Origin of the sequence: Bacillus sp. AM 13(2015) (genome assembly GCF_001518755.1) — a bacterium.
In the GTDB taxonomy this organism is placed as follows: Bacteria; Bacillota; Bacilli; order Bacillales; family Bacillaceae; genus Bacillus; species Bacillus safensis.
In genome coordinates, this window is sequence record NZ_LKCP01000059.1 from 22,843 (window position 1) to 48,802 (window position 25,960).

Here is a 25,960-nt window from a genome sequence, read left to right on the forward strand (position 1 = left end):
TCAGTTGTATCGAAAGAATTATTTTTTCTCATCTTTTTTTGTCTGAGAGGTTTTCTTTTTCGCTTCAGATTCTTTCTCTTTTTTCTCTTGATCGGCTTTTGACTGCTCTTTTTGTTCAGCTGTTTCATCTGTTTGGCTTGCGCCCGAGGAGTCACTTGTGCTTGTCTCGGTTGTTTCTTTTTCTTCATATTTCGCCATTTCTTTAATGATTGGATCTAGTTGTTTTTGTTTTTCTTCAGCAGAAAGGCTGTCATCGTTTTGAATTTCATTGCGGTAGGCGACGAGTGCCGTGAATATGTACCTGTCGTCTCCAAGCACCCGTGCAATATCAAGTGCTTCCTTGCTATTGCCTTGTCCAATATGAATCCAGAATAGGAAGTATTGCGGATCTGTCTGTAATGTGTACGTTTCTGTGATTTCTTTTTTATGCTGATCAAGTAAGAGGCTGCCTTGATTCGTTTGTACATACGAAATGGCCAGTTCATATTGAAGTGAGACTGGCATTTTATTGGCTGGATATTTCTCTAACGTATCCACCACTTGACTGTACTGCTTGTTGAGATAATATTTGTTTGCCTCGACGTATGCTTCTTGTTTTGGCATGGCAAAAAAGAAGGTGTAAATGGTGTACACCAATGCAGGGATTAATAGGACAAGCAGACCTAGTCCGATGTATCGCTCAATCTTCCATTTCTTTTTAGGGATGGTTAATAGCGTTTTTTCTTTCGTATCGATTGCTTTGATCTTTTGCTCAATCAAAGCTGACAATTCTTCCAGCGACTTCGTTTCACTAATTTCTTTTGCCAGCTCAGATAATTTCAACGTTTCATTGTAAGCCACATATTCTTGAAATTGATATTCATGGTCAACCACTCGAAGAACGACGGCCTTGACCTCTTTTAACAGGCGATGTTCATCAGTTTCATATGGCGGGATGCTTTCTTTGACTCCATAATGCAAAAATGCAGGAGCTAAGCCTTGATGAAAAACAATGTTTTCAGGAGAAACAATAGGATGCAGCCGCTTCACGTCGTGTTTAAGAACTGCATCGACAAGCTGGTATGAAAAAATCCATTTGCTTTTTTCATCCTTTGCATGGATGAAACGAAATTCCTGATAGGCAGGAGGCGGTTGAATAGAAATGATGACCTCATCTTCAGTTAATTGAATCTCTTTCTGAAATGAAGGGTTGATGTCTTTGATCGGTGCCGCTTCTAAACCGTCTAAGAGTTTAATTGTCTCTTTTTGAAAAATAAAGGTATAGGTGCCTCCCTCTTTTTTCATGACTGCTTCTAATTGTTCTTCTAAATAGGAACTCTTTTTATCTGCCATTTACAAAAGTCCTTTCATAGTATTTCCAGCCTGTCTCCTGTGGTAATTCCACAGTCTGACAGCTTATATTCGCCTGAAAACACAGCTTTCTTATTGACTACTCGCACCCATCCGCCTTCCCGCTTTGGAAGCGAGATTTGTTTTGCCTGCCAGGCGATATGGATGACTTGTTTAATATGTAAATAATTTGATAGTCTCAAATCAAACACACTGCCATCATAATTTTTTAAGTCGATGGTAATATCGATATACACAAATTTCCACCTCACAAAATAGAAAGAGCGCCGGCATCCATTGACAGACTCGGCGCTGTTTCTGCTTTTCACACTTAGAAAGGAAATCCCCTTGATTAGCCGCGGATTTGGCTTGCGATGTCTTGGTCAGTGCTTTCAAGTGTATTTGCCGTTTGATCAAGCTGATTGCTGACATCTGTTAATAGATCAGACATTTTGATAAATGAAGGCTTAAGCTGTTCGTATTGATCAGCAAATGCTTCACTAGAAGCACCTTCCCACATTCCTTTTAAATCAGAGATCATTCTATTTAGACGATCAACTTGGTTTAACACTTCTTGACTTTCAACACCATATTGCTTAGCGGTCGCTCTTAGTTCTTCTGGGGTTACGCGAATAATTCCTGACATATTCCTCATTACCTCCCGTGCATAGCCGCCATATAATGGGCTAATCCACTTATTTTTTGACGTTATTATTATAAAAACAGAAATGATACACAGTCAAACAAATCTGTTTTTATTTTACAAAATGAGTCTATAGAATTACTGGTTTTTCGCTTTTTATCTAGTATTTAACAGTTTTTTGGTCATATATTCTTAATAAGTATCCACCGACTTTGGTGGACCTTTCCGCCTATTGATTTTTTACTACGTTATTATTGTACTATTTCTTTTTCATCGTGCTTCAACATCCACTTGCTTGCTTCTCACACTTTTTGTTTTTTTTAAGTTTATGGCAGTTTTTTGTTGATTTACGTACCTCATTCTCTTCATAATGTAAGTACGTGAAATATTCGAAAAAGCAGGGGTTTTTTATGACAAAAAAGACAGATCCGTTTAAGTATAGTCTTGATCGTTTAGAGGATGTGGCAGACCAAATAAGTGATGTGCTCAATTGCCCTATTACTATAGAAGATACTCATCATCGATTATTGGCATATAGCACACACAATGATTTTACTGATCCCGCCAGAACTTCAACCATTATCTCCCGCCGGGTACCGGAAAAAGTCATCAATCGGCTTTGGAAGGACGGCATCATTCCTACACTCCTTAAAACAGACGAACCGCTTCGTGTCCCTCAAATTGCAGAGGTCGGTTTATCTAGCAGGGTCGCCATTTCCATCTGGAAGGACAAAGAAGTGCTCGGATTTATTTGGGCGATTGAATCTACGCAGCCATTTTCAGAAGAAGAAATGGACCTTCTCAAAATGGCAGCACATGCCGTGAAAAACAAATTACTCAATTTACAAATTCGAAAAACGAAAACAGAGGAACGCAATCAGGAGCTTTTCTGGAAGATGCTCACGGGTCATATTCATGAAAAGGATGAGATGCTTGACCTATTTTTAAGACTTGGCATCAGATGTCCAGACACATATGCCATCATCATCTTCCGTCTTCGTGACGAACTCACAGAGGAGACAGAAAAAAAGCTGTCCTATCTGCTTGAAACAACACAGCAAGTCCAGGTACTGTTAACGACTGTTGATTTTCACGAATTCATTATTCTTGTCTCACCAAAAACAGAACATCCGCTTCAAGATATTAAACAATTCACAAGCGGCATGCTGCAGCAACTTGCGGACCGGTATCATATTCAGCATGTTCAGGCAGCAATTGGAGGAATTTACGATAACATCTCTCAAATTCAGCCTTCCTATAAAGAAGCACTGGCTGTATTAAAAACGAAAGAACGCTTTCCAGTTGAAACAGAACGTTTAAACAGCTTTTCTGAACTAGGCATTTATCAATATCTTGATGTGCTTGCTGAGAAGCGAAAGGGCTCTTCTTACTCCAGTTACTCTTTATCGAAGCTGGAGGATTACGACCTGAGGCATCATTCCAACCTTGTCGAAACACTTGAACGGTTTATTGACTGTGACAGCAATGCCAATATTGCCGCAAAGCAATTAAATATCCACATCAATACCTTAAATTATCGATTAAAACGGATTACAGACATCGCAGAAATTGATTTAAAAAACATGAATGAGAAAATGACCATATACCTTGATATGAAGCTAAAAAACGTCCATTTGTGAAATTTCACAAAGAGGCGTTTTTTTATTTTTTATTTCAACCGAAGAATTTTCTAAACTTTCAGGATACACTAGACATACAATATGAATAGATAAGCATAGGAGGAATAAACATGATCATCGGCATTCCGAAAGAAATTAAGAACAATGAAAACCGAGTGGCATTAACACCAGGAGCAGCTTCTCAATTGCTTTCAGCTGGACATCAGATTTTGATTGAAACAAACGCTGGTTTTGGAAGCGGATTCACTGATGACGATTATGTATCTGTTGGTGCAGAGATTCTTGATCAGGCGAAAGATGTATGGGCATCTTCTGATATGATCATGAAAGTAAAAGAACCATTACCTGAGGAATATCCTTATTTCAGAGAAGGACTCATCTTATTTACGTACCTGCATCTAGCCGCAGAGCCCTCCTTGGCTGAAGCATTAAAACAAAAAGGCGTTACAGCCATTGCTTATGAAACCGTAACGGACGGAAAATCACTCCCTCTTCTCACACCTATGTCTGAAGTAGCAGGCAGAATGGCCGCTCAAATAGGTGCACAATTTTTAGAAAAGCCAAAAGGCGGAAAGGGTATTTTACTTGCAGGTGTACCAGGGGTATCAAGAGGAAAGGTCACCATTATTGGCGGCGGAGTTGTTGGAACAAACGCAGCGAAAATGGCAATCGGACTTGGCGCAGATGTCACCCTGATTGATGTAAATGCAGAACGCCTGCGTCAGCTGGACGACCAATTTGGCCATCAAATGAAAACGTTAATGTCCAACCCTGTCAACATTGCAGATTCAGTCAGTGAAGCAGATCTTCTCATTTGTGCTGTGCTGATTCCTGGTGCCAAAGCACCGACACTTGTGACAGAAGAAATGGTGAAACAAATGAAACCTGGTTCTGTCATTGTAGATGTAGCGATTGATCAAGGCGGCATTGTCGAAACCATTGATCATATCACAACCCATGACCAGCCTACTTATGAAAAACACGGCATATTGCATTATGCTGTCGCCAACATGCCAGGTGCGGTTCCGCGGACATCAACTGTTGCGTTAACGAATGTCACTGTTCCATATGCACTGCAAATTGCGAATAAAGGCGTTGCAAAAGCCATTAGAGAAAACAATGCCATCGCAGAAGGTGTCAATGTCATGAACGGACATATCACGTACGAAGCGGTTGCTCGTGATCTCGGCTATGATTACGTACCTGTCAGCAAAGCCATCGATGCCACTTTTATGACTGAAGCTTAATCAACTACCCGCCCTCTTGATGGGCGGGTTTTATTGTTAACTTAAAATAAAAACAAGTTGACAAAATTTCTTCTTCCCCTTAATCTATTTGTACAGATAAGACAGGGGGAAACATCATGCAAAAGAAGACACGAACTGCTGACTTTGTGCTAGTCGGAATGTTTGCTGCACTCATGGCTATCGGGGCCAATATCACATCCATTGTGCCGTTTTTACAAGTCGGCGGAATTCCACTTACGATGCAGCCGTTTTTTTGTGTGCTTGCCGGTCTCTTACTCGGCAGACGGCTTGGGGCATTAGCTATGATTGTCTATGCCTTGGTTGGAATTGCTGGTGCACCTGTATTCGCCCAGTTCTCTGCGGGCTTTGGGGTCATTTTAGGCAAAAGCGGTGGCTTTGTATTATCGTACATCCCTGCTGCCTGGCTTGCCGGATTCATTCTAGAAAAAAGAAAAAACCCTGGCTTTGGTCGCTTTTTGCTTGCAGCCATTGCTGGTACGACCGTGATGTATGTGATCGGAACGACCTATACATACCTCGCATTAAATGTATGGCTCGATGCACCGATTTCCTATCAAACCACATGGTTCTTTATGATCTGGTTTATGGTAAAAGACTACGCATTGACTATATTACTTGCGATGCTGGCACCTAAAATTTATCGCTCTGTATCCAAAGCCACATCCTTTCGAAAACAAGAAGCTGTATCATAGAAAAAAGAGCCTGTCATCATTCAGGCTCTTTTTTCATCGTTACTCAGCGTATTGATCTATGATTTGTTCTAGCATTCCTTCAAGCACTTCTACATTTTCAAGATCTGATGGACTGAAGCGGTAGCGCGCAAGCTGTTCTCCTTCATTATACATCTCTTCGAGCCATCCTCTCAGGCCTCTTGCTCTGCGGTCGACTTCAAAAACAATGTCTAAGCCGCCTTCATCTATCAGAAAAATCAGCTCTAGCTCATCAAGCATATAGCGATAGTAGTCTGATGTCGGAATGAACTCGAATTCTTGGACGAATGGCAGGCGCCGCTGAAAGTAAGGTGCTTGCTCACAGTCTGCTTCGTTCAGGTGGAAGCCAAGATTTCTAGTGGCCTCCAGTACATTTCTCACCCAAGGATGTGCTTCAACGAAAATGCGGTCATAGTCAGATTTATCGATTCCGCCTTGGATATCAAGGTCTGTCTCCACTGCAATTTCTACTTTTCCGATCGTCATCGGGGTATCAATAGGAAGAATAAATGAAAACGGAAATTCATGCTTTTCTCCAGGCTGGATGGTAAAAGAATCCGCCACCCGGACAGAATGGATGTTGGCATATTTTCTACGCTCTTCATCATCTTTTACAATCACATACTGTGTTTCAATTTTAACATTGATATGACGGATTTCCTGAGAGATTTTCCCGCCCTTTACATGGACAGTTCCCTTTACTTCTTGTCCTGGATAATAAGCGTTTTTCTCCAAAATGGTATCTACTTTCGCTGCACCAATCCCAGCACTTGCCGCTAGCTTTTTAAAAAATGACATATCCCATCTTCCCCTTTTCATTTTTATCAGCATATATACGTAAGATAGAGGAAGAAAGATTCATTTAATTCATACTTTTGTCCTTATTATTTTTTCATCTACGAACAACAAAAAAGCTTATAGAAAAAACATCATCGTTTTCTCTACAAGCTTTTCATTTTACAGAATAATCGCCGCCAGCCAGCCGAACAGAACAAGCGGAATATTATAATAGATAAAAGTCGGGACACAAGTTCCCCAAATGTGGTGATGCTGTCCATCCATATTCAATCCAGATGTTGGTCCAAGCGTACTGTCACTTGCAGGTGAACCTGCATCTCCAACAGCCGCAGCAGAGCCAATAATGGCAATGGTGGCCATTGGACTAAATCCTAAGTGTAAGCAAAGTGGAACAAAGATGGTTGTAATAATCGGAATCGTTGCAAATGATGATCCGATCCCCATTGTCACAAGCAGGCCGACAAGCAGCATTAAAATCGCTGCAAGGCTCTGGCTGTTGCCGATAAATTGGGAAGATGCCTTGACAAGAGATTCAATGTCTCCTGTTTTTGTTAAAACGTTGGCAAACCCAGCGGCAACAAGCATAACAAAACCGATAAATGCCATCATATTCATTCCAGATGTAATGAGTTCATCTGCTTCATCGCGTTTCATCATTCCAGTCACAAACAAGACAAGCAGTCCTGCGAGTGCACCGAAGATCATTCCTTCCACACCAAGGCTTTGCGATAGATAAAGCTGGACAATCAACGAAACGAGAATAGCAAGACCGGCAAAGAATAAGCTTTTTTTCGTATAAGCCGATTTCTCTACATCTGTAATTTCACGATTCTCATATACCTTCGGCTTTCGATATACAAAAATGGAAACAATCAAGCCAAGAACCATTCCTGCTACAGGAATCAGCATCGCATACGGAATATCTGCAAGGTTTACGGTCAGACCCGCTTCCTTCATATTGTCACGAAGCATTCCGTGGAAAATCTGTCCAAAACCGACTGGAAGTAATATATATGGTGCAGTGAGTCCGAAGGTAATGACACACGCTAGCAGTCTGCGGTCAATCTGAAGCTCGTTAAACACCTTTAATAACGGCGGAATGAGGACTGGGATAAAGGCAATGTGAACAGGAACGACGTTCTGTGAAAAACAGGACACGATCAAAATAACAAGAACGATGAGCACTTTTGATAGTGTTTTCCGTCTTGAATCGCCTTCTTTACCTAGAAGCTTCACTGCTCCTTCAACCATAGCATCTGGCAGACCTGTTTTCGTCAGTGCCGCCGCAAATGCCCCTAATAACGCATAACTAATCGCCACGGTTGCATTTCCTCCGAGTCCGTCCGTAAAGGCGTTCACTGTTCCTCCCAAGCCTAATCCACCTGCAAGTCCGCCAGCTAAAGCGCCTATTGCCAGCGCAATCACGACATTGACCCGCAGTAAGCTTAATATCAACATTAAAACAACCGCTAAAACAACTGCATTCATGGTGAAACCCCCGAAATCCTTTAGTTTACTAATGTAGTAGATAATTAAAGTACCAACGTATGTTACCATATAAAAAAAACTTCGTCAAATGGCGTATGTCCTACATAAAAAAGCTCTGCCATCCGGCAGAGCCTTATCCCTTATTTTGTTCCTTCAAATCGTTCCACAAATGTAGCAAGTGATCTTACCATCACACCTGTTGCCCCTGTTGGCCCAAAGCATGAAGGTTTTTCTGTTGTTGCAGTTCCTGCAATATCTAAGTGAACCCAAGGCGTATCCTCTGCGAATTCACCAATGAAAGCACCTGCCATGATCGCATGACCATCACGGCCTGGTGAGTTATTGAGATCAGCCATTTTGCTGTTTCGTACTCGTTTCTTATCTTTTTCCGTGATTGGCAGCTGCCAGATCATTTCACCGCATTCTTCTGATGCTTCTTTAAACTGAGCATACAGCTCATCGTTATTGGTCATTACGCCTGTTGTCTCATTTCCAAGCGCCACAATGACACCGCCTGTTAATGTGGCCACATCTACAAGGACAGAGGCACCGTGCTGCTTCGCATATGTCACCCCATCTGCTAAAACAAGACGGCCTTCTGCATCTGTATTGAGCACTTCGATTGTTTTCCCGCTTAGTGACACAATGACGTCGTCTGGCTTCATAGCGTCTGCAGAAATCATATTATCCGTTGAGGCGATGACCGCAATGACATTTTGCTCTGGGCGAAGTTCCCCGATGATTTCCATTGCGCCTAAAACAGAGGCTGAGCCGCCCATATCTGTTTTCATGCCAACCATACTCGCTCTTGGCTTTAAAGAGTAGCCGCCGGTATCATACGTGATGCCTTTACCGACAAGACCGATGACGTCTGTCCATTCTTCCTTGCCTTGATATTTCAGCACGATGAGTTTTGGCGGTTCTGTTGAGCCTCTATTGACGGCTAAAATACCGCCCATTCCGAGCTCTTCCATTTGTTCTTTATCTAAAATTTCAATCTCAAATTCATATTTATATGCAAGCTCTGCCGCATACGAAGCGAGATCAGAGGATGTGAGCATGTTCGGCGGCATATTCACAAGGGTACGGGCCGAATTGACTGACTGTCCGTACACTTCGCCGACTTTCAGACTCGCCTGAATTTCAGCTTGATCATGCTCCGTCGTTGCATAAACAAACTCGATGAAACGATCCGGTTCATTTGTTTTATGTTTAAAATCCTGCAATTCATATGTAGCTAAAAGGCAGCTTTCAGAAAGGGCATGGGCTGCATCTTGAGCAGGCAGATCCTTTCCAACAAACGTATCCAGCAAGACAGAAACCGCTTGCTTTTTATCTTGATGAAGCTTTTTAAATAAATGGGCAAACACTTCTTTAGCCTCTTCAAACGTGTAATCTGATTCCTTCCCAAGCCCGACAAAATAAATGCGTTTGATGCCTGTTTCAGGGGAGGGGAAAAACTTCGAAAGCTGATTTCGTTTGGATGAAATGTCGCCTTCTTTTAATAATTCAGTGATTCTTCCTTCAAGTAATTCATCCATTTCTTTTGCTTTTCCTGATAATTGGCTCTTTTGAAAAAGTCCGATCGCCAGTGTATCTTTATGCTGCAATTCATTTGTCGAGAAAAACATATTTATCACACGCTCCTTAATGAACTCCATTTTTCACATTGGAACTTCTATTATATCAAAATTTGCGTGCCTATACGATCATTGCCAGTCTGTCTTTACTTGATGAACATTTATATTTTCACACGTGGAAGGGCATCATGAAAAAGCAGCGAAAACCTAAGCAGCCTGTCCGTGTTCTCCTCGTTCCACATCTAGTTTCTTTAATGTTATAATGAACATGGACTTGGCAGCATTTTTTACTGCTATCATTTTTTCATCATACTAGGATTTTTAGTTCATCATTTCGCACGATATTTTTTCTTAAAGAGAGGATGTTTCTTGTTCATGAGCGTACTGACGAATTTTCCGCTGCTTGCCAGCCTAGCAGCCATCTTTTTTGCACAATTTGTAAAAGTACCGATTCAATTTATTATTTCTAGACGACTAGATTGGTCGCTCATTACAAGCACAGGCGGAATGCCAAGTTCACACTCCGCAGCAGTAACAGCACTCTCCACAGCAGTGGCTTTAGAGCACGGGCTAGATACATCTATCTTTGCCATTTCCGCCATCTTTGCAATTATTACTATGTTTGATGCGACAGGCGTTCGCAGACAGGCAGGAGAACAGGCGACTGTTCTCAACAAGCTCGTAACAGATTTTAACCGATTTGTTTCCGAAGCAAAGAATTTCCCAAATGCGGAAGAAAAAGAAAAGCAAAAGAAATTAAAAGAGCTTCTTGGTCATAAGCCGATTGAAGTCTTCTTCGGCGGCTTAACAGGGATCTTGCTGACACTCATCTTAGATTATTACTTCATGTAGAAGCGAAAAAGCTTTGGACCTTAAATGGACCAAAGCTTTTTTATTCTTTATTGGCTTGAAACTGCTGACGGAATACTTGCATCGATTCTGCTTCATTGAGCTGATTTAAGTCTTTTTCCGTTAACGTTCCTTCGCCCTTTTTGATGATATAAACATCGAGCACTTTTTTACCCCATTCTCTATACACATCATCAACGGTTTCATAGTATAAATCAAGCTTATGACCTTTAATCGCTTTCCCGGTATCTGCAACGACACCGTAGCCATAGTTTGGGATAAACAGCACCGTTCCAATCGGAAAAACGGATGGGTCGGCTGCCACTGTTGAATATAAATCACGTTTCACTTTGACGCCTGAATATGTAATGCCATATGCATGATGTTCCTTCGTTTTGCCTGTTGATTCCACACCTGCTGTATAGCCGGTTGCCACAACCTTCTGCTTCGGATAATCGTTCCAATTAAACGCTTCTTCGAGAGAAACAGATCGCATGTCTTCACTTTTGAGTGCCATCGTTTCCCTTTTTGGCTGCTGAAAAAAAGAAGACACTTGCTTGCCCGCATCGGTCTCTTTCACCCACGCAGCTAAATCACTTGGTTCGACTCCAGATATGCCCGTAAAGCTTGTCAAAAGTGCAATCATGAATAGCGCTGTCATGAACAATCGTTTCATCCATGTTTTCATCTCTATTTGTCACTCCTCTACCCATCTATTTGTTTCCAAACAAAATGGAAACTATGCAAAGGAGAAACAAAAAAACCCACTTGCGTGTCCACAAGTGAGTTAAAACATTTGATACCCTCTTTTTCGAAGTGCATTAATGACAAAACCTGATGCGATCGCACCGATCAGGCCGCTTAATAAGATGATGATATCTGCCGCAGCGAGTGAGACGATCCGGTCTCCTATTCCTGAAAAAGCAGTGCCAGGCTCTCTTACATAAGCGATCATCTTTTGATTGTTAATAATGAAAAGGCATACAATTGGATATAAAATAGCCATAATCCATGACATTCTCAGCAGCATATTGAGCAAAAAGCCAATGCCAAAGAATAACACGAAAAATAAAATAACTGAAATGATAACGACTGGTAAACTGATCACTTCATCTCCACCCCCAAATATCCCATCATTAGTTTAACTTGGAAATAGAGATGAAGTCAATCAATGGAAAAAGCAGAACGATTAACGCTTCTTTCCTGTCCCTTTACATTCCTCACACGTTTCAGATCCGCCGAGCAATAGCTGAAAATACCCTTTTCCTGAACAATATTGACAGGCTGATGTTTTTTCCTTTGTTTGTGCATTCATATTGCTCACTCCTTAATCTAAATTTTCTGATAATTCATCATAACATATTTTACTGTCCAGTACCAAGTGAGAAAATATTCCGTCAAACATGAAAAAACGTGTACCACAGGGATACACGTTTTTGTCTATATCGGTTTAGAAGAACTTGAATTTTCCTTTTTTCAGAACAAGTCCTGGTCCGCCAACCATGAATAATGAACGGTTGTCGATGATTTTCTTCATTGCAGAAGCTTTTGTTCCTTGAAGTTTTTTACCAAACGCAACACCTACAGCGTCGTGTTCACCAAGAGAAGCAACTGTTCCTTTGATGTCTGGCTTAAAGCTTTCAAGAGAACCGCCTTTTACTAGTGCTGCAAGGTTTTTCGCTACTGTCTCACCTTGCTGCATAGCGATTTGTGCAGTTGGTGGGTATGGACGGTTGATTTCTTCATTGATAATCAATGAACAGTCACCAATGATGAAGACATCATCATTTTCTGGTACACGAAGATCTGGAGAAACTTTTACGCGGCCGCGCATGTTTTCAAAACCAGCTTCTTCAACGATTGGGTTACCGCGTACACCTGCAGCCCAAACAACAGTTGCAGCTTTGATTTCTTCTGTATCATCGTCTTTTCCAACAATGATACCTTCAGGCGTACATTCTTTGATCGCTGTACCGATTTTGAACTCAACACCTTTACCTTGAAGGTAGTTCATCGCATAGTCGATCAATTCTGGATCGAATCCAGGAAGAGCTGTTGGCGCAGCTTCTACACAGATGATACGCACGTCTTTTTGATCAATGTCATACTCTTTGCAAAGCTCAGGCACACGGTTTCCAAGCTCACCAAGGAACTCAATACCTGTGAATCCAGCGCCTCCGACAACGATCGTCAAACGCTCTGGACGTTTTTCAGCATCCGTATTATACGTAGCAAATTGAAGCTCGATGTGCTCACGAAGCTGACGAGCAGAGTTGATGTTAGAGATTGAGAATGCGTATTCTTTCAGTCCTGCAATACCAAATGTTTCAGGAACAGCACCAAGTGCAACAACAAGGTAATCATAAGAAAGTTCGCCATCTGATGTCACAACTTTCTTCGCTTCCTTATCAATGCTTTCAACTGTTGCTTGTACAAAGTTGACACGGGAACTGTTAATCACATCTTTGATTTGATAACGACAGCGGTCATGATGAAGTGTACCTGCACTTGCTTCATGTAACCATGTTGTTTCGTAATGATAATTATGCTTGTTCACAAGAGTAATATCCGCATCATTTGTGCCAAGCTGTTTTGTTAATCTTGTTACAGTCATTAATCCGCCATAACCTGCACCTAATACAACGATTTTCGGTTTATTCACTGGAATCACATCCACCTTTTTTAAATTTGCTGTAAAACGGATAAAGAATTACATATCGTTATTCTCAACCGCTTTGCGGCATTTTATGAAATTTAAACAAAAAAATAAGTATGTGAAAATCTGAACTTTCACCTACATAAAACGAAAGCATTTGACCGTATCCGACAAAAATTCATAAAAAATTAATATTTAGTTCCCTTAACAATAATAGCGAGTTCTGCTCCAATTTTCAAGGCTTTAAACTGAAAATCCTTATGATAAACGGTCTTTCTCACTTTTTCCTCCTTTTCAAAGCTTCAGCATCAAAAAACGACAAGTTTTTCAAAACAAGTCAAACGACGATATGTGGTATGATATGATATAGTGATAACAATTTTCATTTGGGAGGATTAAAGGAATGCAAGAAGATTCTAAGGTATATGACATTACCGTTATCGGGGGCGGCCCAGTTGGATTGTTTACTGCGTTTTACGGAGGCATGAGACAGGCAAGTGTGAAAATCATTGAAAGCCTTCCTCAGCTCGGCGGTCAACTATCCGCTCTTTACCCTGAAAAATATATTTATGATGTGGCTGGTTTCCCAAAAATCCGCGCACAAGAATTAGTTGATAACTTAAAGGAACAAATGGATAAATTTGATCAAACCATTTGCTTAGAGCAGGCAGTTGAAACAGTTGAAAAGCAAGCAGATGGGATCTTTAAACTTGTCACAAATCAAGAGGTTCATTACTCTAAAACGATCATCATCACAGCTGGTAACGGTGCATTTCAACCGAGAAAGCTTGAATTGGATACAGCAGAATCATTTGAAGGAAGCAATCTGCACTACTTCATTAATGACCTGAACCAATTTGCCGGCAGACGCGTGGCCGTTCTTGGCGGCGGAGACTCTGCGGTGGATTGGGCACTTATGCTTGAACCAATCGCAAAAGAAGTATCCATCATTCACCGCCGCGATAAATTCCGCGCACATGAGCACAGTGTAGAAAACCTGCACAACTCGAAAGTCAATGTGCTGACTCCATTTGTGCCAACTGAGCTCATTGGTGAAGACCGCATTGAACAGATCGTGCTAGAAGAAGTCAAAGGCGACAAAAAACAAGTGCTTGATGTGGACGATGTGATCGTCAACTTCGGTTTCGTTTCCTCCCTTGGACCAATCAAACAATGGGGCCTTGAAATCGAAAAGAACTCCATCGTAGTGAAATCTACAATGGAAACAAACATCGAAGGCTTCTATGCGGCAGGAGATATCTGCACGTATGAAGGAAAAGTCAAATTGATTGCAAGCGGATTTGGTGAAGCACCAACTGCTGTCAACAATGCGAAAGCCTACATGGACCCGAAAGCCCGTGTACAGCCTCTCCATTCCACAAGCTTATTTGAAAACAAATAAGAACGGATCAAAAAAGGAGTTCCCACTCGCGGAACTCCTTTTTCGTTTATTTAAAAACCCCAATATAGGCATTTGCCATTCCAAGTACCATTGCAGCAAGCAGCACCACAACAATCCCTGCCACAACCAAAATCACCCGATCCTTCACACGTTCCTTTTTCGGAAGCGGCTTCTCAATCCCGCAAGCTGGACACGTTTTGGAACGATACGGAATCAGTTCATGACAGTTCCTGCAATTGATTTGTTCACTCAAACCTCAGCAACCTCTTTTCTCACTACAGTTTATGTTTGGTTTTCATGATACTCTTTTCGAGTGGAAATAGCCAGTTGTTCGGGCCAGCTGTAACAAAATTGAGCGATTTTCGAAAAAAACACAAACAAGATCAACAATGATATAAATTTTTAAAAAGATGATTGACCCTAACGCAACGTCATATTTTATAGTGGATATCAAGAGAGGTGAATTGAAATGAAAGTGAAAGAAGTAGCTGAATTATTTGGTATTAGCATTCGTACACTTCATCATTACGACAAGATTGGTTTATTGACTCCAAGTGAAGTCACAGATAATCGTTATCGGCTCTATTCAGAAGAAAACCTTGAAACATTACAGCAAATACTATTTTTCAGGGAACTTGGATTTCCATTGAAGGAAATCCAAAAGATGATGCACAATTCTTCATTTAATAAGAAAGAAGCATTTATGCTACAAAGAAAAATGTTAATAGAGAAACGAGATAATCTCAATAAAATGATCGGAAATATTGATAAGACGCTACAACATTTAACGGGAGAAACTCAATACACATATAAAGAGAGGTTTGAGAATATGAATATGAAATTTAGTCAATATGAAGAAGAAGCTCGTCACCGTTGGGGAAATCAAGCTGTTGATGAAGTCAGCTCAAAACTAAATCATTTGTCTAAAGATGAACAAATTGAATTATCTGATAGCTGGGATAGCATATTGAATAAACTAGCCTCTCTTCGCAGCCATTCCCCTAAATCCAAAGAGGTGCAAATCGTCATCAAACAATGGTACGACTTTTTAAACGAAAACTTTCGTTATTACTCTCTTGATGCTTTTTACGGTTTAGGCCAACTCTATATTCAAGATGAACGTTTCACAAAGAATATAGATCGTTATGGTGAGGGCTTGGCATCATTTATGAGCGAAGCGATGAAAGTCTTTACTACTCTTCATAAAAGAGGGAACAGCTTTGAAAATGATGATTGAGAATACAATCGATTAATACGAAACGTTATTCTCAACGAAACACAACAAAGAACATTTTTTCCGACACACCATGATGAAACCTTTTGAAAAGATGTGAAAGATGAACAGAGGAAATACTAAGAAACTGCGAGCTTTTTTCTAATTAAATATCTTTATAAAGAGGACGTGCTGAGTGATTGAAGTCATGTCCTTTTTTTGCATCTTTAAAAACAACACAAAAAACCTCCTCAAGAAAATGATTAATATGAGGAGGTCTTCATTATACAAATGGTTTTACAGAATGAATCGCTTTAACTCTTAACACTCTTCAGGCGTACCGGTATTCGTTGCTGTTCTGAAAGAAGAACCGCACCCGCATGATGCGATGGCGTTTGGATTGTCAATCGTGAAACCGCCGCCCATTAGTGATTGTTTGAAATCAATGATGGTTCCGTTCATGATATCAAGGCTTTCGGAGTCGACAAGGACATTGATGCCGTGCTGCTCGAACTGCGTGTCTTTCTCTGAGACTTCATGGTCAAAGCCCATGCCGTATGAAAGACCGCTGCAGCCGCCGCCTTTTACGCCCACTCGCAGGAACGCATTTTCTTCTTCATGTTCTTTCATCATATCTTTAATCTGCAGTGCAGCAGCTTCTGTAATGGTTACTGGTGTACTCATGATCATCCCTCCTTTTGACTGGATGTTTCTTTTTCAATTATAAACGTGATGATGCCTTTTCTCAAATAAATGGTTTAGAGATAAAATGTCCCGTCACAAATGGTCTCCGCAGGTCCTGTCATAAGCACGTGGTCATTGTCTTTCCAGCGAATGATGAGGTCTCCGCCTGCTAAATGAACTGTCATGTCTGTTTCTTTTTTTGCCTGCCCATTCACAATTGTGGATACAGCCGCAGCACAAGCCCCTGTTCCGCAGGCCTGTGTAATGCCTGAGCCTCTTTCCCACACACGAAAATGCAGTTCGGTTTCACTGACAACTTCAACAAATTCTACATTGACGCCTTCTGGAAACATATCGTGTTTTTCAATGATCGGTCCAAGTGTATGAAGAGGCGCTTTTTCAATGTCCTCTAAATAAAAAACGATGTGCGGGTTTCCCATTGAAACGGCTGTTCCATTTAATTTCGCAGTGCCAAAATCAAGCGGCTCATTAACTGTTGTGCTGGCCGGTTCACCAAGCATCGGCATCGCTTCTTTTTCAAATCGTGGTTTTCCCATATCTACTGTGACTAGCTGAACATGACCATCTTGAGCGTGAACGGTAGCTTCAACGAGTCCTGACAATGTCTCAATCTGGAACGTTGTGTCCGTCACAATTTGATGCTCATACACATACTTTGCAACGCAGCGCAGCCCATTACCGCAGTTTTTGCCCTCTGATCCATCATTGTTGAAAATGCGCATCTTCACAGGTGCAACATCTGATGGGCAAATCAGGATCATCCCGTCAGAACCGATTCCTGTATAAACAGAAGAAACGCGAATCGCTATTTCTGATAGCTGCTCTTCTGGAAGCTGTTCCTTCATCTGATTAACGTAAATATAATTATTTCCTAATCCGTGCATTTTCGTGAATTGAAATGATGTCATGAGCTTCCTCCAAAAATGTTGTTTCTTTATAGTATAAAAGGAGTCGATTCAGGAGACAATCTTATCATCCCCCGTTTTTCATACATAGAAGCTCTTTGCTGCCATGGCAAAGGGCTTTTATTATGCATATGCCTCTTTTTCTCTCGTGTGATGTTTCATATTGATGATATTTTATTAGCATAACATATTGAATACGCTTTCCATTCATTCTCCTTAAAAATGGAAGGTGGAAGAGTGAAAAAAATGCACCTCATGACCCATGTGGTGCATTTAAAACATGTCGTTTTCCTCTATAAAAGCATAAATACGCTCGACTAGCTGCTCTGCATTTTCTCCTGAAACAAATTCTCCATTCACAAGTGCAAATGGGGAGTCCATACATTTGCCGCAATAGCTTAAACAGCCGTATTCCATTACGTCTAGGTTTGGGTCTTTTTCAAGCTTCTCTTTTGCTTCTTGAGACCCTTGTGCAAGATTACTTACACAAAATTCGATCAGTGGAAACACTGTGCTTCACCTCACATTGCCTTACCATCCTACCGAAATTCCTTGTATTAGTCAAAATATGAGCTTCATCTGTATCGTTACGCCTATTCCTCGTAAAATGTTTTACTATTTAGGACTAACTGATGAATATGTAGGTTATTTTGAAACAATTATTGTGGTTTCACAGTAAATTCGATATAATTTTATTTGGTATTTTAACTTAAAGTTTTTTAGTATAAGTGTTTTTCAATGTCTACGGGGAAAAGGAGAATCGTCATGAAAAATTTAGTCTTGATCGGCGGAGGTTACGGGAATATGCGGGTTCTCCACCGCTTATTGCCAAATCAATTACCTGATGATGTCACTATCACATTAATTGATCGAAATCCTTACCACTGTTTAAAAACAGAATATTATGCACTTGCTGCTGGAACGATCTCTGATCATCACATTCGAGTATCTTTTCCAGAGCATCCGAAGCTGGATATTCAATACGGGGAAGTAGAAAAAATTGATATTGAAAACAAACAGATCTTATTCAGCGACCGTGAACCGATTCCGTATGATGATACTGTGATTGGACTCGGCTGTGAGGACAAGTATCATAATGTCCCTGGTGCAAAAGAACATACATACAGCATTCAAACCATTGATCAGTCAAGACATGCGTATAACAAATTAAACAATTTGAGCGCAGGTGCAACGGTTGGCATCGTCGGTGCTGGACTTAGCGGGGTAGAGCTGGCCAGTGAACTAAGAGAAAGCCGTGCTGATTTAAACATTATTCTTTTTGACCGCGGAGAGTTGATACTATCAAGCTTCCCAAAAAGATTAAGTTTGTATGTGCAAAAGTGGTTTGAAGAAAATGACGTAAAGATCATTAACTGTGCCAATATTACAAAGGTTGAAGAAGGTGTCGTTTACAACCATGATGACGCAATTGAAGCAGATGTCATCGTGTGGACAGCAGGAATACAGCCAAGCAAAGTGGTACGAGAGATGGATGTTGAAAAAGACGCACAAGGCCGCGTCGTATTAACTCCTCATCATAATCTTCCAGGGGATGAGCATGTATATGTCGTAGGTGACTGCGCAAGTCTGCCTCATGCCCCAAGTGCACAGCTTGCTGAGGCGCAGGCAGAACAAATTGTCCAATCTCTGCAAAAACGCTGGAAAAATGAGCCGCTTCCTGAGGCTTATCCACAGTTTAAGCTAAAAGGTGTTTTAGGTTCTTTAGGGAAAAAAGCCGGCTTTGGCTTAGTGGCTGATCGTCCACTTGTTGGTCGGGTGCCAAGACTCCTGAAATCTGGACTCCTTTGGATGTACAAGCATCACAACGGCTAAAATCTTGTGAATTTTTTCTCAAAGCTCCTTCGTGACGAGGGAGCTTTTTTCTATGAAACGGCATGTGCCGATGAGTTGGTCCATTTGATCGGAGCAAGGGCAAGAATGCAGTCTTTACGAAAGGTTCTCATCGTCTTCTTCGATAAACAATACGCTTGGATAAGCTGATCCGTTTGACGGTGTACAATGATTTTTCTCTTCGTGCACTCTCCATTTTTCTTCATATAAATCATCTCAATCGGTACTTGCTGATGAAGAGATTGTTTCAGTAAATAATTCATGATGCTCACGCTCCTTTCATTTCATTATAAACGAACAAGCGTTCTTTTTCAACGCAAAAAGGAACGTTTGTTCGTTTTATACCACAAAAAAAGAACAGCTTATTCACTGTTCTCCTTGTACCCGTATTTCTCCATTTCTTGATAAATGTCTTTTAATTTCGGATTGCCCTCTCCAACGATTTGATCCTCTACTAAGACAAGTGGATAAAAAAATTCATCATCAAGAATTCGTTCAGACAATTCCTTTTGTTGTTCGTTTTCTGGCGGGTGCTCAATATCAATATATGTGATGCGAAATGGCTGATTCGGATATTTTCGTTTTAATGCTGCATCTAACCATTCAAATGTATCTTTTGAAGAAGGCAGATTCACGCAGCTAGCGCACAGTACATCTCTTCCATATACATAAAGATCGACAGTTTTGTTCATTTGACAAGCCCCCTATTCTTTCTTCATTTTAGCTGAATTTTCTGGATGAAAAAAGTCAAAATCACTTTTTGTTTCAAGATGAGATTGTGCTATAATGAGAAGGAAACTTTGAAACCAATCAATAGATTTTTATCGTCCAGATGAATATAATGGTGATATGTTGTGAAAGGAGCGATTATATCTAATGACTGAAGTCGAAATGAAAGACCAAGTACAGGAAGTACTGGACAAACTTCGTCCATTTCTATTACGTGATGGTGGAGACTGTGAGCTTGTAGACATTGAAGATGGCATTGTGAAATTACGTCTTCTTGGTGCATGCGGCAGCTGCCCAAGTTCAACCATTACATTGAAAGCCGGTATTGAGCGCGCATTATTAGAAGAAGTGCCTGGCGTTGTAGAAGTTGAACAGGTTTTCTAATTCATATATGACATGAAAACGACCCGATTAGGGTCGTTTTTTTCATGATTGACAAAGGCTTTAGCCCTTTGTCTTCTTTTCAGCGTGATAAGAAAAGGACGAGTACTGGCGCGGAGCGAATTTTCTATTCGTGAGCACCAGCACGCAGGACTGACACCGAATGCGAGGGTTTGTCAGCACGCTGAAGGGTCGTTTTTGATTACGCTAGCTTTTCTCTAAACCATTTCTTTATAAAGGTCAATCTTTGAATGCGCTGCCCCGGGTGTCCGCTTCTGGACAAATCATGAGATGCCTTCGGGAATTTGACCAATCTTGTGTCTTTCCCAAGCTCCTTCAATGCCACAAAAAGCTGTTCTGCTTGATCAACTGGGCAGCGATAATCTTCATCGCTGTGCAGGATGAGCAGCGGCGTGTTCATCTGCTTCACATATTTTAGCGGCGAACGATCCCATAGCTTATCGACAGAATCATAAATATCCCCATCAATCTGCCACCTTGTAAAGAAATAACCGATATCACTGATGCCATAAAAGCTAATCCAGTTTGAAATGGAGCGCTGTGTGACAGCTGCACGGAAGCGGTCGGTCTGACCGACAATCCAGTTGGTCATAAAACCGCCATAGCTCCCGCCAGTCACGCCGAGTCTTGTTTCATCAAGGAAATCATAGGCTTTGAGCACATGATCAACAGCCTGCATGACATCATCATAATCAACGTCACCATAACTTCCTCTCACACGGTCGGTAAACATCTGTCCGTATCCATGACTTCCGTGCGGATTGATATACACGATGGCATAGCCCTCAGAAGAAAGCATTTGAAATTCATGAAAATACGTATAACCATACATCGCATGCGGTCCGCCATGAACCTCTAGAATAAGCGGATATTTCTCCCCCTCTTCTATCTTGGAAGGCTTCATAAACCAGCCATGCACCTCGTCGCCATCTTTTGACTGAAAAGAAAATGGTTCAGGTTCGGATACGACATACTCCTTTAGAAAATCATGATGCTCAAACGTGATTTGCTTCAGTTCTGTCTCTCCTAATGTCAGCTCATACAGCTCACTTGGTGAAACAGGTGAAAGCCGGCTGAGCAGCAGTTTGGATTCATCTGGATGAAGGCTGAAATTGGTGATATGTTCCGCCTCTAGTCGAACTGGATAGGCTAAACCTTCAATAGAGAAATAATAAATCCCTGTACTGCCTTGATCAGAAACAAGCGTATAAAATCCTTGGCTGTCTTTTGTCCACTGTGGAACTTGATAGGCCTCTCCCATCACGCTATCTCCTGCCATACAGTTTCCAACATACATATCGAGCATTTCTGATAGCTGAACCGCCTTGTCTTCTTTCAGATCATACAGCCATAATGATGGGAAGGTGGCATTTTGGAATTCACGCTCATGTCCAATATACAAAAGACTCTCTCCATTTGGAGAAAAAGATACGGTGGAATAAGCGCCGTTTGCTTGTGTGATCTTTTTTGTCTGACCATCTTCTAATGACAGAAGACACACGTCACTTATGTAAGGTATCTGTGGATTTAATTGAATAAAGGCAAGCCATTTTCCACACGGGGAAACGGTATGATTCATATGATGAACCTGCTCGCTCGTGATAGGCTCTACCTCTCCTGAACGGATATCCACTTTCACGATCTGTGTGACACGCCCATCTAAAAAGCCTCTTCCATCTGCTTTATAGGTCAAATCATCATATACCGCTGGAGCAAATTCATCTTGCTCTTTCTTTTTTTCATCATGAACAGATTCTGGTTGTTTCAATGACACAGCCGCATAAATGAATGCTCCGTCGGGAGAAAAGACAGGGTAAGATACTCCGTATGGAATCTTCGTTAAAGTACGCACGCCGCCTCCTTCGCTCTTTATGAGTGCGAGCTGAGGGACTTCCTTTGGCTTTTGCAAAATAAAAGCAAGCTGCCTGCCGTCCTTTGACCAAACTGGTTGATGATGCTTTCCATCCTCAAATGTCCATTGTGCCAGCTCCTCTGTCTCTTCATCTCGAACCCATAAATGGATATTGTAATCGTCCTTTTTCTCATTCACAGTGACTTTTGTAAAGACTGCCTTTTTTCCATCTGGTGAATAAACCGGATGAGAAACAGAAACAATCTTCGTTAAATCTTCTACCGACATCAATTTCTTCATGAATGTATCTCCCCCTTATATGCATAAAAAATAGTTCGATCCTCTAAATAATAATCCCTGCTTCTTCCCATAAAAACAAGCATAAAAAAAAGAACGTGCAGATTCACAGCACGTTCTCAGATTGCTGAAAAAGGGCTAAAATGATCTTTATTTTAGCTCTTTTTCTTCTTTTCAGCGTGATTGAAAACCCTTGAAGTCTAGGAAGAACGAGCACTGGCGCGGAGCGAATTGAACATTCGTGAGCACCAGCGCGCAGGACTGACAAAGAATGCGAGGGTTTGTCTACACGCTGGGAACGTGCAGATTCACAGCACGTTCTTTACTTGATTAACAGGATGATGCTGCACGACAACACCTTCTACAGGCACCGTCAGCAAATCGACTTCGCAATGCGGGAAGTTTTGGGCAAGCTGTTCTTTCAGTGCTTCTCCCTTTCCTTTTTCCACTAAGGTGAGGATCGTCGGCCCAGCACCGCTCAAAGCTGTTCCATACGCTCCTTTGAGCGAAGCGACATGCTCTACCTTCGACAGCTCTGGAACGAGCATTGTTCGGTACGGCTGATGAAATAAATCCTTATTCATCATTTCTCCAACAAGCGGCCAGTTTTGTGTCATTAAGGCGGCAACAAGTACGTTGCTTACAGCACTCGCACTAACAGCATGCTTATAGGAAAAATCCTCTGGGAGGACATCACGGGCATCCTTTGTGAGCACTTCATAAAAAGGAATCACCACGACGACATCTACATCCACATGCTGCACTTTAACGGCATGGGTTTTGTCTTCTTCATGAAGACCAATCAGTAAACCACCGAATAAAGAGGCACCCGCATTATCTGGATGACCTTCTACCTCACTTGCATAAAAGAGCTTCTGATCATCTGTCATGTTTAATTCAAGAAGCTGATTGGCGAGTTCAATGGCGGCCACGATGGCAGCAGCACTGCTGCCAAGCCCCCGTGCCAATGGAATATCACTCCACACTTTGACATGAACAGGCGGGAGTGTTTTTCCAAAGTCATCTGCGACCTTTTTGGCTGTTTGATAAATCAGGTTGTCGGTGCCTGATGGAATCCCAGACACGACATCTGTTTCTGCTTCAAACAGCCAGCTATCATGGTCATAGACCGATAGCTTTAAATAGCGGCTGAGTGCCATTCCAACTGAATCAAAGCCTGGTCCTAAATTGGCAGTGCTTCCCGGTACTGTGATTGAAAAAAGCATGGAGGCTTCACTCATACGCGTGCGGCCTTTTCTAAGTGTTCAAGAATTTGATCTTCATCTGCATCGAGTGTAACCGGCTTGATTTGTGAAATATCAATAGCCGTATTTGGATCTTTCAGTCCGTTACCTGTTAGTACCGCAACAACTTTACTGCCTGGCTTGATTTCACCAGATTTCACCTGCTTTAACACGCCCGCAATCGATGCACATGAGCCCGGTTCTGCAAACACACCTTCTTCACGTGCAATCAATTGATACGCATGAAGAATTTCCTCATCAGTCACTTCATCAATCTTTCCGTTTGATTCATCTGCGGCTGCCACAGCTTGTTTCCAGCTCGCTGGATTTCCGATACGGATAGCTGTTGCCACTGTTTCTGGCTGCTCAATCACTTCATTTCGAACGATTGCCGCTGCACCTTCTGCTTCAAAACCATGCATGACAGGCAGTCCAGTTCCTTTTTTCTCGTGATATTCCTTGAAGCCTTTCCAGTAGGCTGTGATGTTTCCGGCATTTCCAACAGGAATCGCCAGTACGTCCGGGGCAGAGCCTAGCTGCTCACAGATTTCAAATGCTGCTGTCTTTTGTCCTTCAATTCGATAAGGATTGACCGAGTTAACAAGAGCGATCGGCGCTTTTTCACAGATACTGCGGACGATTTTCAGTGCATCATCAAAGTTGCCGTCAATGGCAATGATCTCTGCACCGTACATGACAGCCTGTGCAAGCTTACCGAAGGCAATTTTCCCGTCTGGAATGATGACAATACATTTCATATCAGCACGGGCTGCATATGCCGCTGCTGCTGCCGAAGTATTCCCTGTTGAAGCGCACATGATTGTATCATTGCCTTCTTCTTTTGCCTTTGCAACGGCCATGACCATTCCTCGATCCTTGAAAGAACCTGTTGGATTCACGCCTTCTGTTTTCACATGAAGCTCGATCCCCAGCTTTTCTGAAAGCTTGGCGAGATGAATCAGCGGTGTATTCCCTTCATTTAATGTTAGTTTAGGTGTAGATTCGTTTACTGGTAAGAATTCTTGAAATTCTTCAATGAGTCCATTCCATTTCATCAGCTTAAACCGTTCCCTTCTACTCGGTACGTGCTCTTCACTTGAACCACCACGTCGAGGTCGTTTAATTTTTGCAGGATATTTGAGAAATCTTCTTCTGAGGTCTGATGTGTAATAATCACAATTTCAGCCAGCTCATCGTGTCCTTTCACAGGAAGCTGAAGGATCTTTTCAAAGCTGATGCCTCTTTCAGAAAAAATAGATGTAATGCGGGAGAATGCCCCGACTTGATCTCTGACATGAATTCTTAAGAATTGCTGAGCAAATACTTCTGATGACGATTTGATCTTCTTCTCAAACTGCGGTGCGATAAATCCGCTTCCGTTCACGCCAAGGCGCATGTTTTTCATTACTGCAACTAAGTCTGATACAACAGCTGTTGCCGTTGGCAGACTTCCTGCTCCAGGTCCGTAAAACATCGTTTCTCCTACAGCACTTCCGTAGACATACACCGCATTAAATTCATTGTTAACGGATGATAATGGATGATGATCAGGAAGTAAGGTTGGCTGAACGCTGACCTCTACTTTCTCTCCGTCCCGCTGAGCAATTCCAATCAGCTTCATTGTATAGCCAAACCGCTTACTGAAATTAATATCCTCATCAGAGATATCAGAAATACCTTTCACCTTGACGTCCTCTAAATCTACATTCATGGAAAAGCCGAGTCTTGCAAGAATCGCCATTTTCCTTGCTGCATCCAGTCCTTCTACATCAGCTGTCGGATCTGCTTCTGCAAAGCCAAGATCCTGTGCTTCTTTTAAGACATCCTCATATGCACTTTTATCGACATTCATTTTCGTTAAAATAAAATTCGTTGTACCGTTCACAATCCCCATCATCTTGGTGATTCGGTCAGAGGCCAATCCTTCCTCCAGCGTACGTAAAATCGGAATTCCTCCGGCAACACTTGCTTCATAATAAAGATCACAGCCATTTTCTTTCGCTACATGTAAAAGCTCCGTACCGTAAAGTGCCATTAAATCTTTATTCGCTGTAATGACATGCTTCTTCTCATTCAACGCATCTATTAAATATTGTTTTGTCTCTTCAATGCCGCCCATCACTTCAATGATGACGTCGACCTCTGGATCTCTAATCACATCGTATACTTCAGTTGTGAAGACCTCTCTTGCGACATCCACATCTCTTTTTTTATCGGGATTGCTCACAAGCACTTTTTGTATTAATACCGGACAGCCGATTTGGTGCATTAATTTATCCTGATGGTCTTGGATAATTTTTACGACACCGCTCCCCACTGTTCCTAATCCTAATAGCCCAACTCGAATTGCCTTCACCTGAAATTCCACCTTTCTCCGTAAATGTCCTCTCTAAAAAGAC

27 protein-coding genes and 1 pseudogene are annotated in these 25,960 nt (G+C 41.7%); 8 read left to right on the forward strand and 20 right to left on the reverse strand.

The genetic code is table 11. The features are described from left to right. Window positions 1–18: 18 nt before the first annotated feature. The 3 genes from essB to AOQ70_RS09460 form a co-directional block, all read right to left on the reverse strand. The gene (essB, locus tag AOQ70_RS09450) at window positions 19–1,332 is read right to left on the reverse strand and encodes a type VII secretion protein EssB (protein ID WP_024425959.1); all 1,314 of its coding nucleotides are present in this window, start codon (window positions 1,330–1,332) and stop codon (window positions 19–21) included. Window positions 1,333–1,346: 14 nt separating this feature from the next. Continuing rightward, window positions 1,347–1,586: an EsaB/YukD family protein gene (locus tag AOQ70_RS09455; RefSeq protein ID WP_003213579.1), complete on the reverse strand. Its 240-nt coding sequence runs from the start codon at window positions 1,584–1,586 to the stop codon at window positions 1,347–1,349. 95 nt (window positions 1,587–1,681) lie between these two features. After that, a complete protein-coding gene (locus tag AOQ70_RS09460; RefSeq protein ID WP_003213769.1) occupies window positions 1,682–1,975 on the reverse strand; it encodes a WXG100 family type VII secretion target in 294 nt (97 codons plus the stop codon). A 407-nt stretch (window positions 1,976–2,382) separates the two neighbouring features. On the opposite strand from AOQ70_RS09460, the gene AOQ70_RS09465 reads away from it, so the two are divergent. From AOQ70_RS09465 to AOQ70_RS09475, 3 genes are all read left to right on the forward strand, one after another. After that, the gene (locus AOQ70_RS09465; RefSeq protein WP_039181162.1) at window positions 2,383–3,612 is read left to right on the forward strand and encodes a PucR family transcriptional regulator; all 1,230 of its coding nucleotides are present in this window, start codon (window positions 2,383–2,385) and stop codon (window positions 3,610–3,612) included. Window positions 3,613–3,722: 110 nt separating this feature from the next. Further along, window positions 3,723–4,859: an alanine dehydrogenase gene (gene ald, locus AOQ70_RS09470; RefSeq protein WP_047203321.1), complete on the forward strand. Its 1,137-nt coding sequence runs from the start codon at window positions 3,723–3,725 to the stop codon at window positions 4,857–4,859. A 116-nt stretch (window positions 4,860–4,975) separates the two neighbouring features. Continuing rightward, window positions 4,976–5,572, forward strand: a complete 597-nt coding sequence (locus AOQ70_RS09475) for a biotin transporter BioY (protein ID WP_059375935.1) — start codon at window positions 4,976–4,978, stop codon at window positions 5,570–5,572. A 39-nt stretch (window positions 5,573–5,611) separates the two neighbouring features. Here AOQ70_RS09475 and AOQ70_RS09480 read toward each other — a convergent pair whose 3' ends face one another. From AOQ70_RS09480 to AOQ70_RS09490, 3 genes are all read right to left on the reverse strand, one after another. Further along, window positions 5,612–6,388 (reverse strand): sporulation protein, encoded by a 777-nt coding sequence (locus AOQ70_RS09480; RefSeq protein WP_059375939.1) that lies wholly within the window; start codon window positions 6,386–6,388, stop codon window positions 5,612–5,614. Window positions 6,389–6,547: 159 nt separating this feature from the next. Then, window positions 6,548–7,876: a Na+/H+ antiporter family protein gene (locus tag AOQ70_RS09485; protein ID WP_059375941.1), complete on the reverse strand. Its 1,329-nt coding sequence runs from the start codon at window positions 7,874–7,876 to the stop codon at window positions 6,548–6,550. A gap of 140 nt (window positions 7,877–8,016) precedes the next feature. After that, window positions 8,017–9,507 carry a leucyl aminopeptidase gene (locus AOQ70_RS09490; protein WP_039181166.1) on the reverse strand — a complete coding sequence of 497 codons (1,491 nt, stop codon included), beginning with the start codon at window positions 9,505–9,507 and terminating at the stop codon, window positions 8,017–8,019. Window positions 9,508–9,831: 324 nt separating this feature from the next. Here AOQ70_RS09490 and AOQ70_RS09495 point away from each other — a divergent pair, with 324 nt between their 5' ends. After that, a complete protein-coding gene (locus tag AOQ70_RS09495) occupies window positions 9,832–10,308 on the forward strand; it encodes a divergent PAP2 family protein (protein ID WP_024423347.1) in 477 nt (158 codons plus the stop codon). A gap of 40 nt (window positions 10,309–10,348) precedes the next feature. On the opposite strand, the gene AOQ70_RS09500 is transcribed toward AOQ70_RS09495, so the two are convergent. The 4 genes from AOQ70_RS09500 to AOQ70_RS09510 all read right to left on the reverse strand — a co-directional run bounded on the left by AOQ70_RS09500 (window position 10,349) and on the right by AOQ70_RS09510 (window position 12,973). Beyond that, complete coding sequence (locus tag AOQ70_RS09500) at window positions 10,349–10,993, reverse strand: 3D domain-containing protein (RefSeq protein WP_039181168.1); 645 nt, start codon at window positions 10,991–10,993, stop codon at window positions 10,349–10,351. A 99-nt stretch (window positions 10,994–11,092) separates the two neighbouring features. After that, window positions 11,093–11,413, reverse strand: coding sequence for a YuiB family protein (locus tag AOQ70_RS09505; protein WP_039181171.1), 321 nt, complete (start codon window positions 11,411–11,413; stop codon window positions 11,093–11,095). Between the two features lie 81 nt (window positions 11,414–11,494). Further along, entirely contained in the window at window positions 11,495–11,620 is a 126-nt protein-coding gene (locus tag AOQ70_RS19730; protein WP_158333015.1) for a YuiA family protein, read from the reverse strand. A gap of 135 nt (window positions 11,621–11,755) precedes the next feature. Beyond that, window positions 11,756–12,973 carry an NAD(P)/FAD-dependent oxidoreductase gene (locus tag AOQ70_RS09510; RefSeq protein WP_024423350.1) on the reverse strand — a complete coding sequence of 406 codons (1,218 nt, stop codon included), beginning with the start codon at window positions 12,971–12,973 and terminating at the stop codon, window positions 11,756–11,758. Window positions 12,974–13,364: 391 nt separating this feature from the next. Between AOQ70_RS09510 and yumC the strand changes: the two genes are divergently transcribed. After that, a complete protein-coding gene (yumC, locus tag AOQ70_RS09515; RefSeq protein WP_039181175.1) occupies window positions 13,365–14,363 on the forward strand; it encodes a ferredoxin--NADP reductase 2 in 999 nt (332 codons plus the stop codon). A 46-nt stretch (window positions 14,364–14,409) separates the two neighbouring features. Here yumC and AOQ70_RS09520 read toward each other — a convergent pair whose 3' ends face one another. Next, window positions 14,410–14,616, reverse strand: coding sequence for a hypothetical protein (locus AOQ70_RS09520; protein ID WP_012011136.1), 207 nt, complete (start codon window positions 14,614–14,616; stop codon window positions 14,410–14,412). Window positions 14,617–14,832: 216 nt separating this feature from the next. On the opposite strand from AOQ70_RS09520, the gene AOQ70_RS09525 reads away from it, so the two are divergent. Continuing rightward, window positions 14,833–15,600: a MerR family transcriptional regulator gene (locus AOQ70_RS09525; protein WP_180272439.1), complete on the forward strand. Its 768-nt coding sequence runs from the start codon at window positions 14,833–14,835 to the stop codon at window positions 15,598–15,600. Window positions 15,601–15,897: 297 nt separating this feature from the next. Here AOQ70_RS09525 and AOQ70_RS09530 read toward each other — a convergent pair whose 3' ends face one another. From AOQ70_RS09530 to AOQ70_RS09540, 3 genes are all read right to left on the reverse strand, one after another. Further along, window positions 15,898–16,260 (reverse strand): HesB/IscA family protein, encoded by a 363-nt coding sequence (locus AOQ70_RS09530; RefSeq protein WP_024423354.1) that lies wholly within the window; start codon window positions 16,258–16,260, stop codon window positions 15,898–15,900. Window positions 16,261–16,334: 74 nt separating this feature from the next. Then, on the reverse strand, window positions 16,335–17,189 hold the full coding sequence (gene dapF / locus AOQ70_RS09535; protein ID WP_059375945.1) for a diaminopimelate epimerase: 855 nt from the start codon (window positions 17,187–17,189) through the stop codon (window positions 16,335–16,337). A 270-nt stretch (window positions 17,190–17,459) separates the two neighbouring features. Continuing rightward, window positions 17,460–17,696 carry a YuzB family protein gene (locus AOQ70_RS09540; RefSeq protein ID WP_008346813.1) on the reverse strand — a complete coding sequence of 79 codons (237 nt, stop codon included), beginning with the start codon at window positions 17,694–17,696 and terminating at the stop codon, window positions 17,460–17,462. A gap of 255 nt (window positions 17,697–17,951) precedes the next feature. On the opposite strand from AOQ70_RS09540, the gene AOQ70_RS09545 reads away from it, so the two are divergent. Further along, complete coding sequence (locus tag AOQ70_RS09545) at window positions 17,952–19,019, forward strand: NAD(P)/FAD-dependent oxidoreductase (RefSeq protein WP_034282611.1); 1,068 nt, start codon at window positions 17,952–17,954, stop codon at window positions 19,017–19,019. 50 nt (window positions 19,020–19,069) lie between these two features. Here AOQ70_RS09545 and AOQ70_RS09550 read toward each other — a convergent pair whose 3' ends face one another. Both AOQ70_RS09550 and AOQ70_RS09555 read right to left on the reverse strand, forming a co-directional pair. Continuing rightward, a complete protein-coding gene (locus AOQ70_RS09550) occupies window positions 19,070–19,300 on the reverse strand; it encodes a hypothetical protein (protein ID WP_039181181.1) in 231 nt (76 codons plus the stop codon). Window positions 19,301–19,399: 99 nt separating this feature from the next. Next, the gene (locus AOQ70_RS09555; protein ID WP_047203329.1) at window positions 19,400–19,729 is read right to left on the reverse strand and encodes a YuzD family protein; all 330 of its coding nucleotides are present in this window, start codon (window positions 19,727–19,729) and stop codon (window positions 19,400–19,402) included. A gap of 121 nt (window positions 19,730–19,850) precedes the next feature. Here AOQ70_RS09555 and AOQ70_RS09560 point away from each other — a divergent pair. Then, window positions 19,851–20,150: pseudogene (locus AOQ70_RS09560) on the forward strand (NifU family protein). 199 nt (window positions 20,151–20,349) lie between these two features. Here the strand turns inward: AOQ70_RS09560 and AOQ70_RS09565 are convergent. The 4 genes from AOQ70_RS09565 to AOQ70_RS09580 all read right to left on the reverse strand — a co-directional run bounded on the left by AOQ70_RS09565 (window position 20,350) and on the right by AOQ70_RS09580 (window position 25,917). Beyond that, the gene (locus AOQ70_RS09565) at window positions 20,350–22,320 is read right to left on the reverse strand and encodes a S9 family peptidase (protein WP_059375947.1); all 1,971 of its coding nucleotides are present in this window, start codon (window positions 22,318–22,320) and stop codon (window positions 20,350–20,352) included. 305 nt (window positions 22,321–22,625) lie between these two features. Then, entirely contained in the window at window positions 22,626–23,558 is a 933-nt protein-coding gene (gene thrB / locus AOQ70_RS09570) for a homoserine kinase (RefSeq protein WP_024423360.1), read from the reverse strand. After that, window positions 23,555–24,616, reverse strand: coding sequence for a threonine synthase (gene thrC, locus AOQ70_RS09575; RefSeq protein ID WP_059375948.1), 1,062 nt, complete (start codon window positions 24,614–24,616; stop codon window positions 23,555–23,557). Before thrC ends, thrB begins: the two co-directional genes overlap by 4 nt. Beyond that, window positions 24,616–25,917: a homoserine dehydrogenase gene (locus AOQ70_RS09580; protein WP_047202460.1), complete on the reverse strand. Its 1,302-nt coding sequence runs from the start codon at window positions 25,915–25,917 to the stop codon at window positions 24,616–24,618. The genes thrC and AOQ70_RS09580 overlap by 1 nt, the downstream gene beginning before the upstream one ends. Between the last annotated feature and the right edge of the window lie 43 nt (window positions 25,918–25,960).

Coding starts and splice junctions, on each gene's coding strand:
- AOQ70_RS09550 (WP_039181181.1), bottom strand. CDS start 19,300: ATGAATTATTTACTGAAACAATCTCTTCATCAGCAAGTACCGATTGAG.
- AOQ70_RS09525 (WP_180272439.1), top strand. CDS start 14,833: ATGAAAGTGAAAGAAGTAGCTGAATTATTTGGTATTAGCATTCGTACA.
- AOQ70_RS19730 (WP_158333015.1), bottom strand. CDS start 11,620: ATGAATGCACAAACAAAGGAAAAAACATCAGCCTGTCAATATTGTTCA.
- ald (WP_047203321.1), top strand. CDS start 3,723: ATGATCATCGGCATTCCGAAAGAAATTAAGAACAATGAAAACCGAGTG.
- AOQ70_RS09565 (WP_059375947.1), bottom strand. CDS start 22,320: ATGAAGAAATTGATGTCGGTAGAAGATTTAACGAAGATTGTTTCTGTT.
- thrB (WP_024423360.1), bottom strand. CDS start 23,558: ATGAGTGAAGCCTCCATGCTTTTTTCAATCACAGTACCGGGAAGCACT.
- AOQ70_RS09555 (WP_047203329.1), bottom strand. CDS start 19,729: ATGAACAAAACTGTCGATCTTTATGTATATGGAAGAGATGTACTGTGC.
- AOQ70_RS09480 (WP_059375939.1), bottom strand. CDS start 6,388: ATGTCATTTTTTAAAAAGCTAGCGGCAAGTGCTGGGATTGGTGCAGCG.
- yumC (WP_039181175.1), top strand. CDS start 13,365: ATGCAAGAAGATTCTAAGGTATATGACATTACCGTTATCGGGGGCGGC.
- thrC (WP_059375948.1), bottom strand. CDS start 24,616: ATGAAATGGAATGGACTCATTGAAGAATTTCAAGAATTCTTACCAGTA.
- essB (WP_024425959.1), bottom strand. CDS start 1,332: ATGGCAGATAAAAAGAGTTCCTATTTAGAAGAACAATTAGAAGCAGTC.
- AOQ70_RS09465 (WP_039181162.1), top strand. CDS start 2,383: ATGACAAAAAAGACAGATCCGTTTAAGTATAGTCTTGATCGTTTAGAG.
- dapF (WP_059375945.1), bottom strand. CDS start 17,189: ATGACATCATTTCAATTCACGAAAATGCACGGATTAGGAAATAATTAT.
- AOQ70_RS09545 (WP_034282611.1), top strand. CDS start 17,952: ATGAAAAATTTAGTCTTGATCGGCGGAGGTTACGGGAATATGCGGGTT.
- AOQ70_RS09495 (WP_024423347.1), top strand. CDS start 9,832: ATGAGCGTACTGACGAATTTTCCGCTGCTTGCCAGCCTAGCAGCCATC.
- AOQ70_RS09490 (WP_039181166.1), bottom strand. CDS start 9,507: ATGTTTTTCTCGACAAATGAATTGCAGCATAAAGATACACTGGCGATC.
- AOQ70_RS09530 (WP_024423354.1), bottom strand. CDS start 16,260: ATGAGTACACCAGTAACCATTACAGAAGCTGCTGCACTGCAGATTAAA.
- AOQ70_RS09475 (WP_059375935.1), top strand. CDS start 4,976: ATGCAAAAGAAGACACGAACTGCTGACTTTGTGCTAGTCGGAATGTTT.
- AOQ70_RS09485 (WP_059375941.1), bottom strand. CDS start 7,876: ATGAATGCAGTTGTTTTAGCGGTTGTTTTAATGTTGATATTAAGCTTA.
- AOQ70_RS09500 (WP_039181168.1), bottom strand. CDS start 10,993: ATGAAAACATGGATGAAACGATTGTTCATGACAGCGCTATTCATGATT.
- AOQ70_RS09460 (WP_003213769.1), bottom strand. CDS start 1,975: ATGTCAGGAATTATTCGCGTAACCCCAGAAGAACTAAGAGCGACCGCT.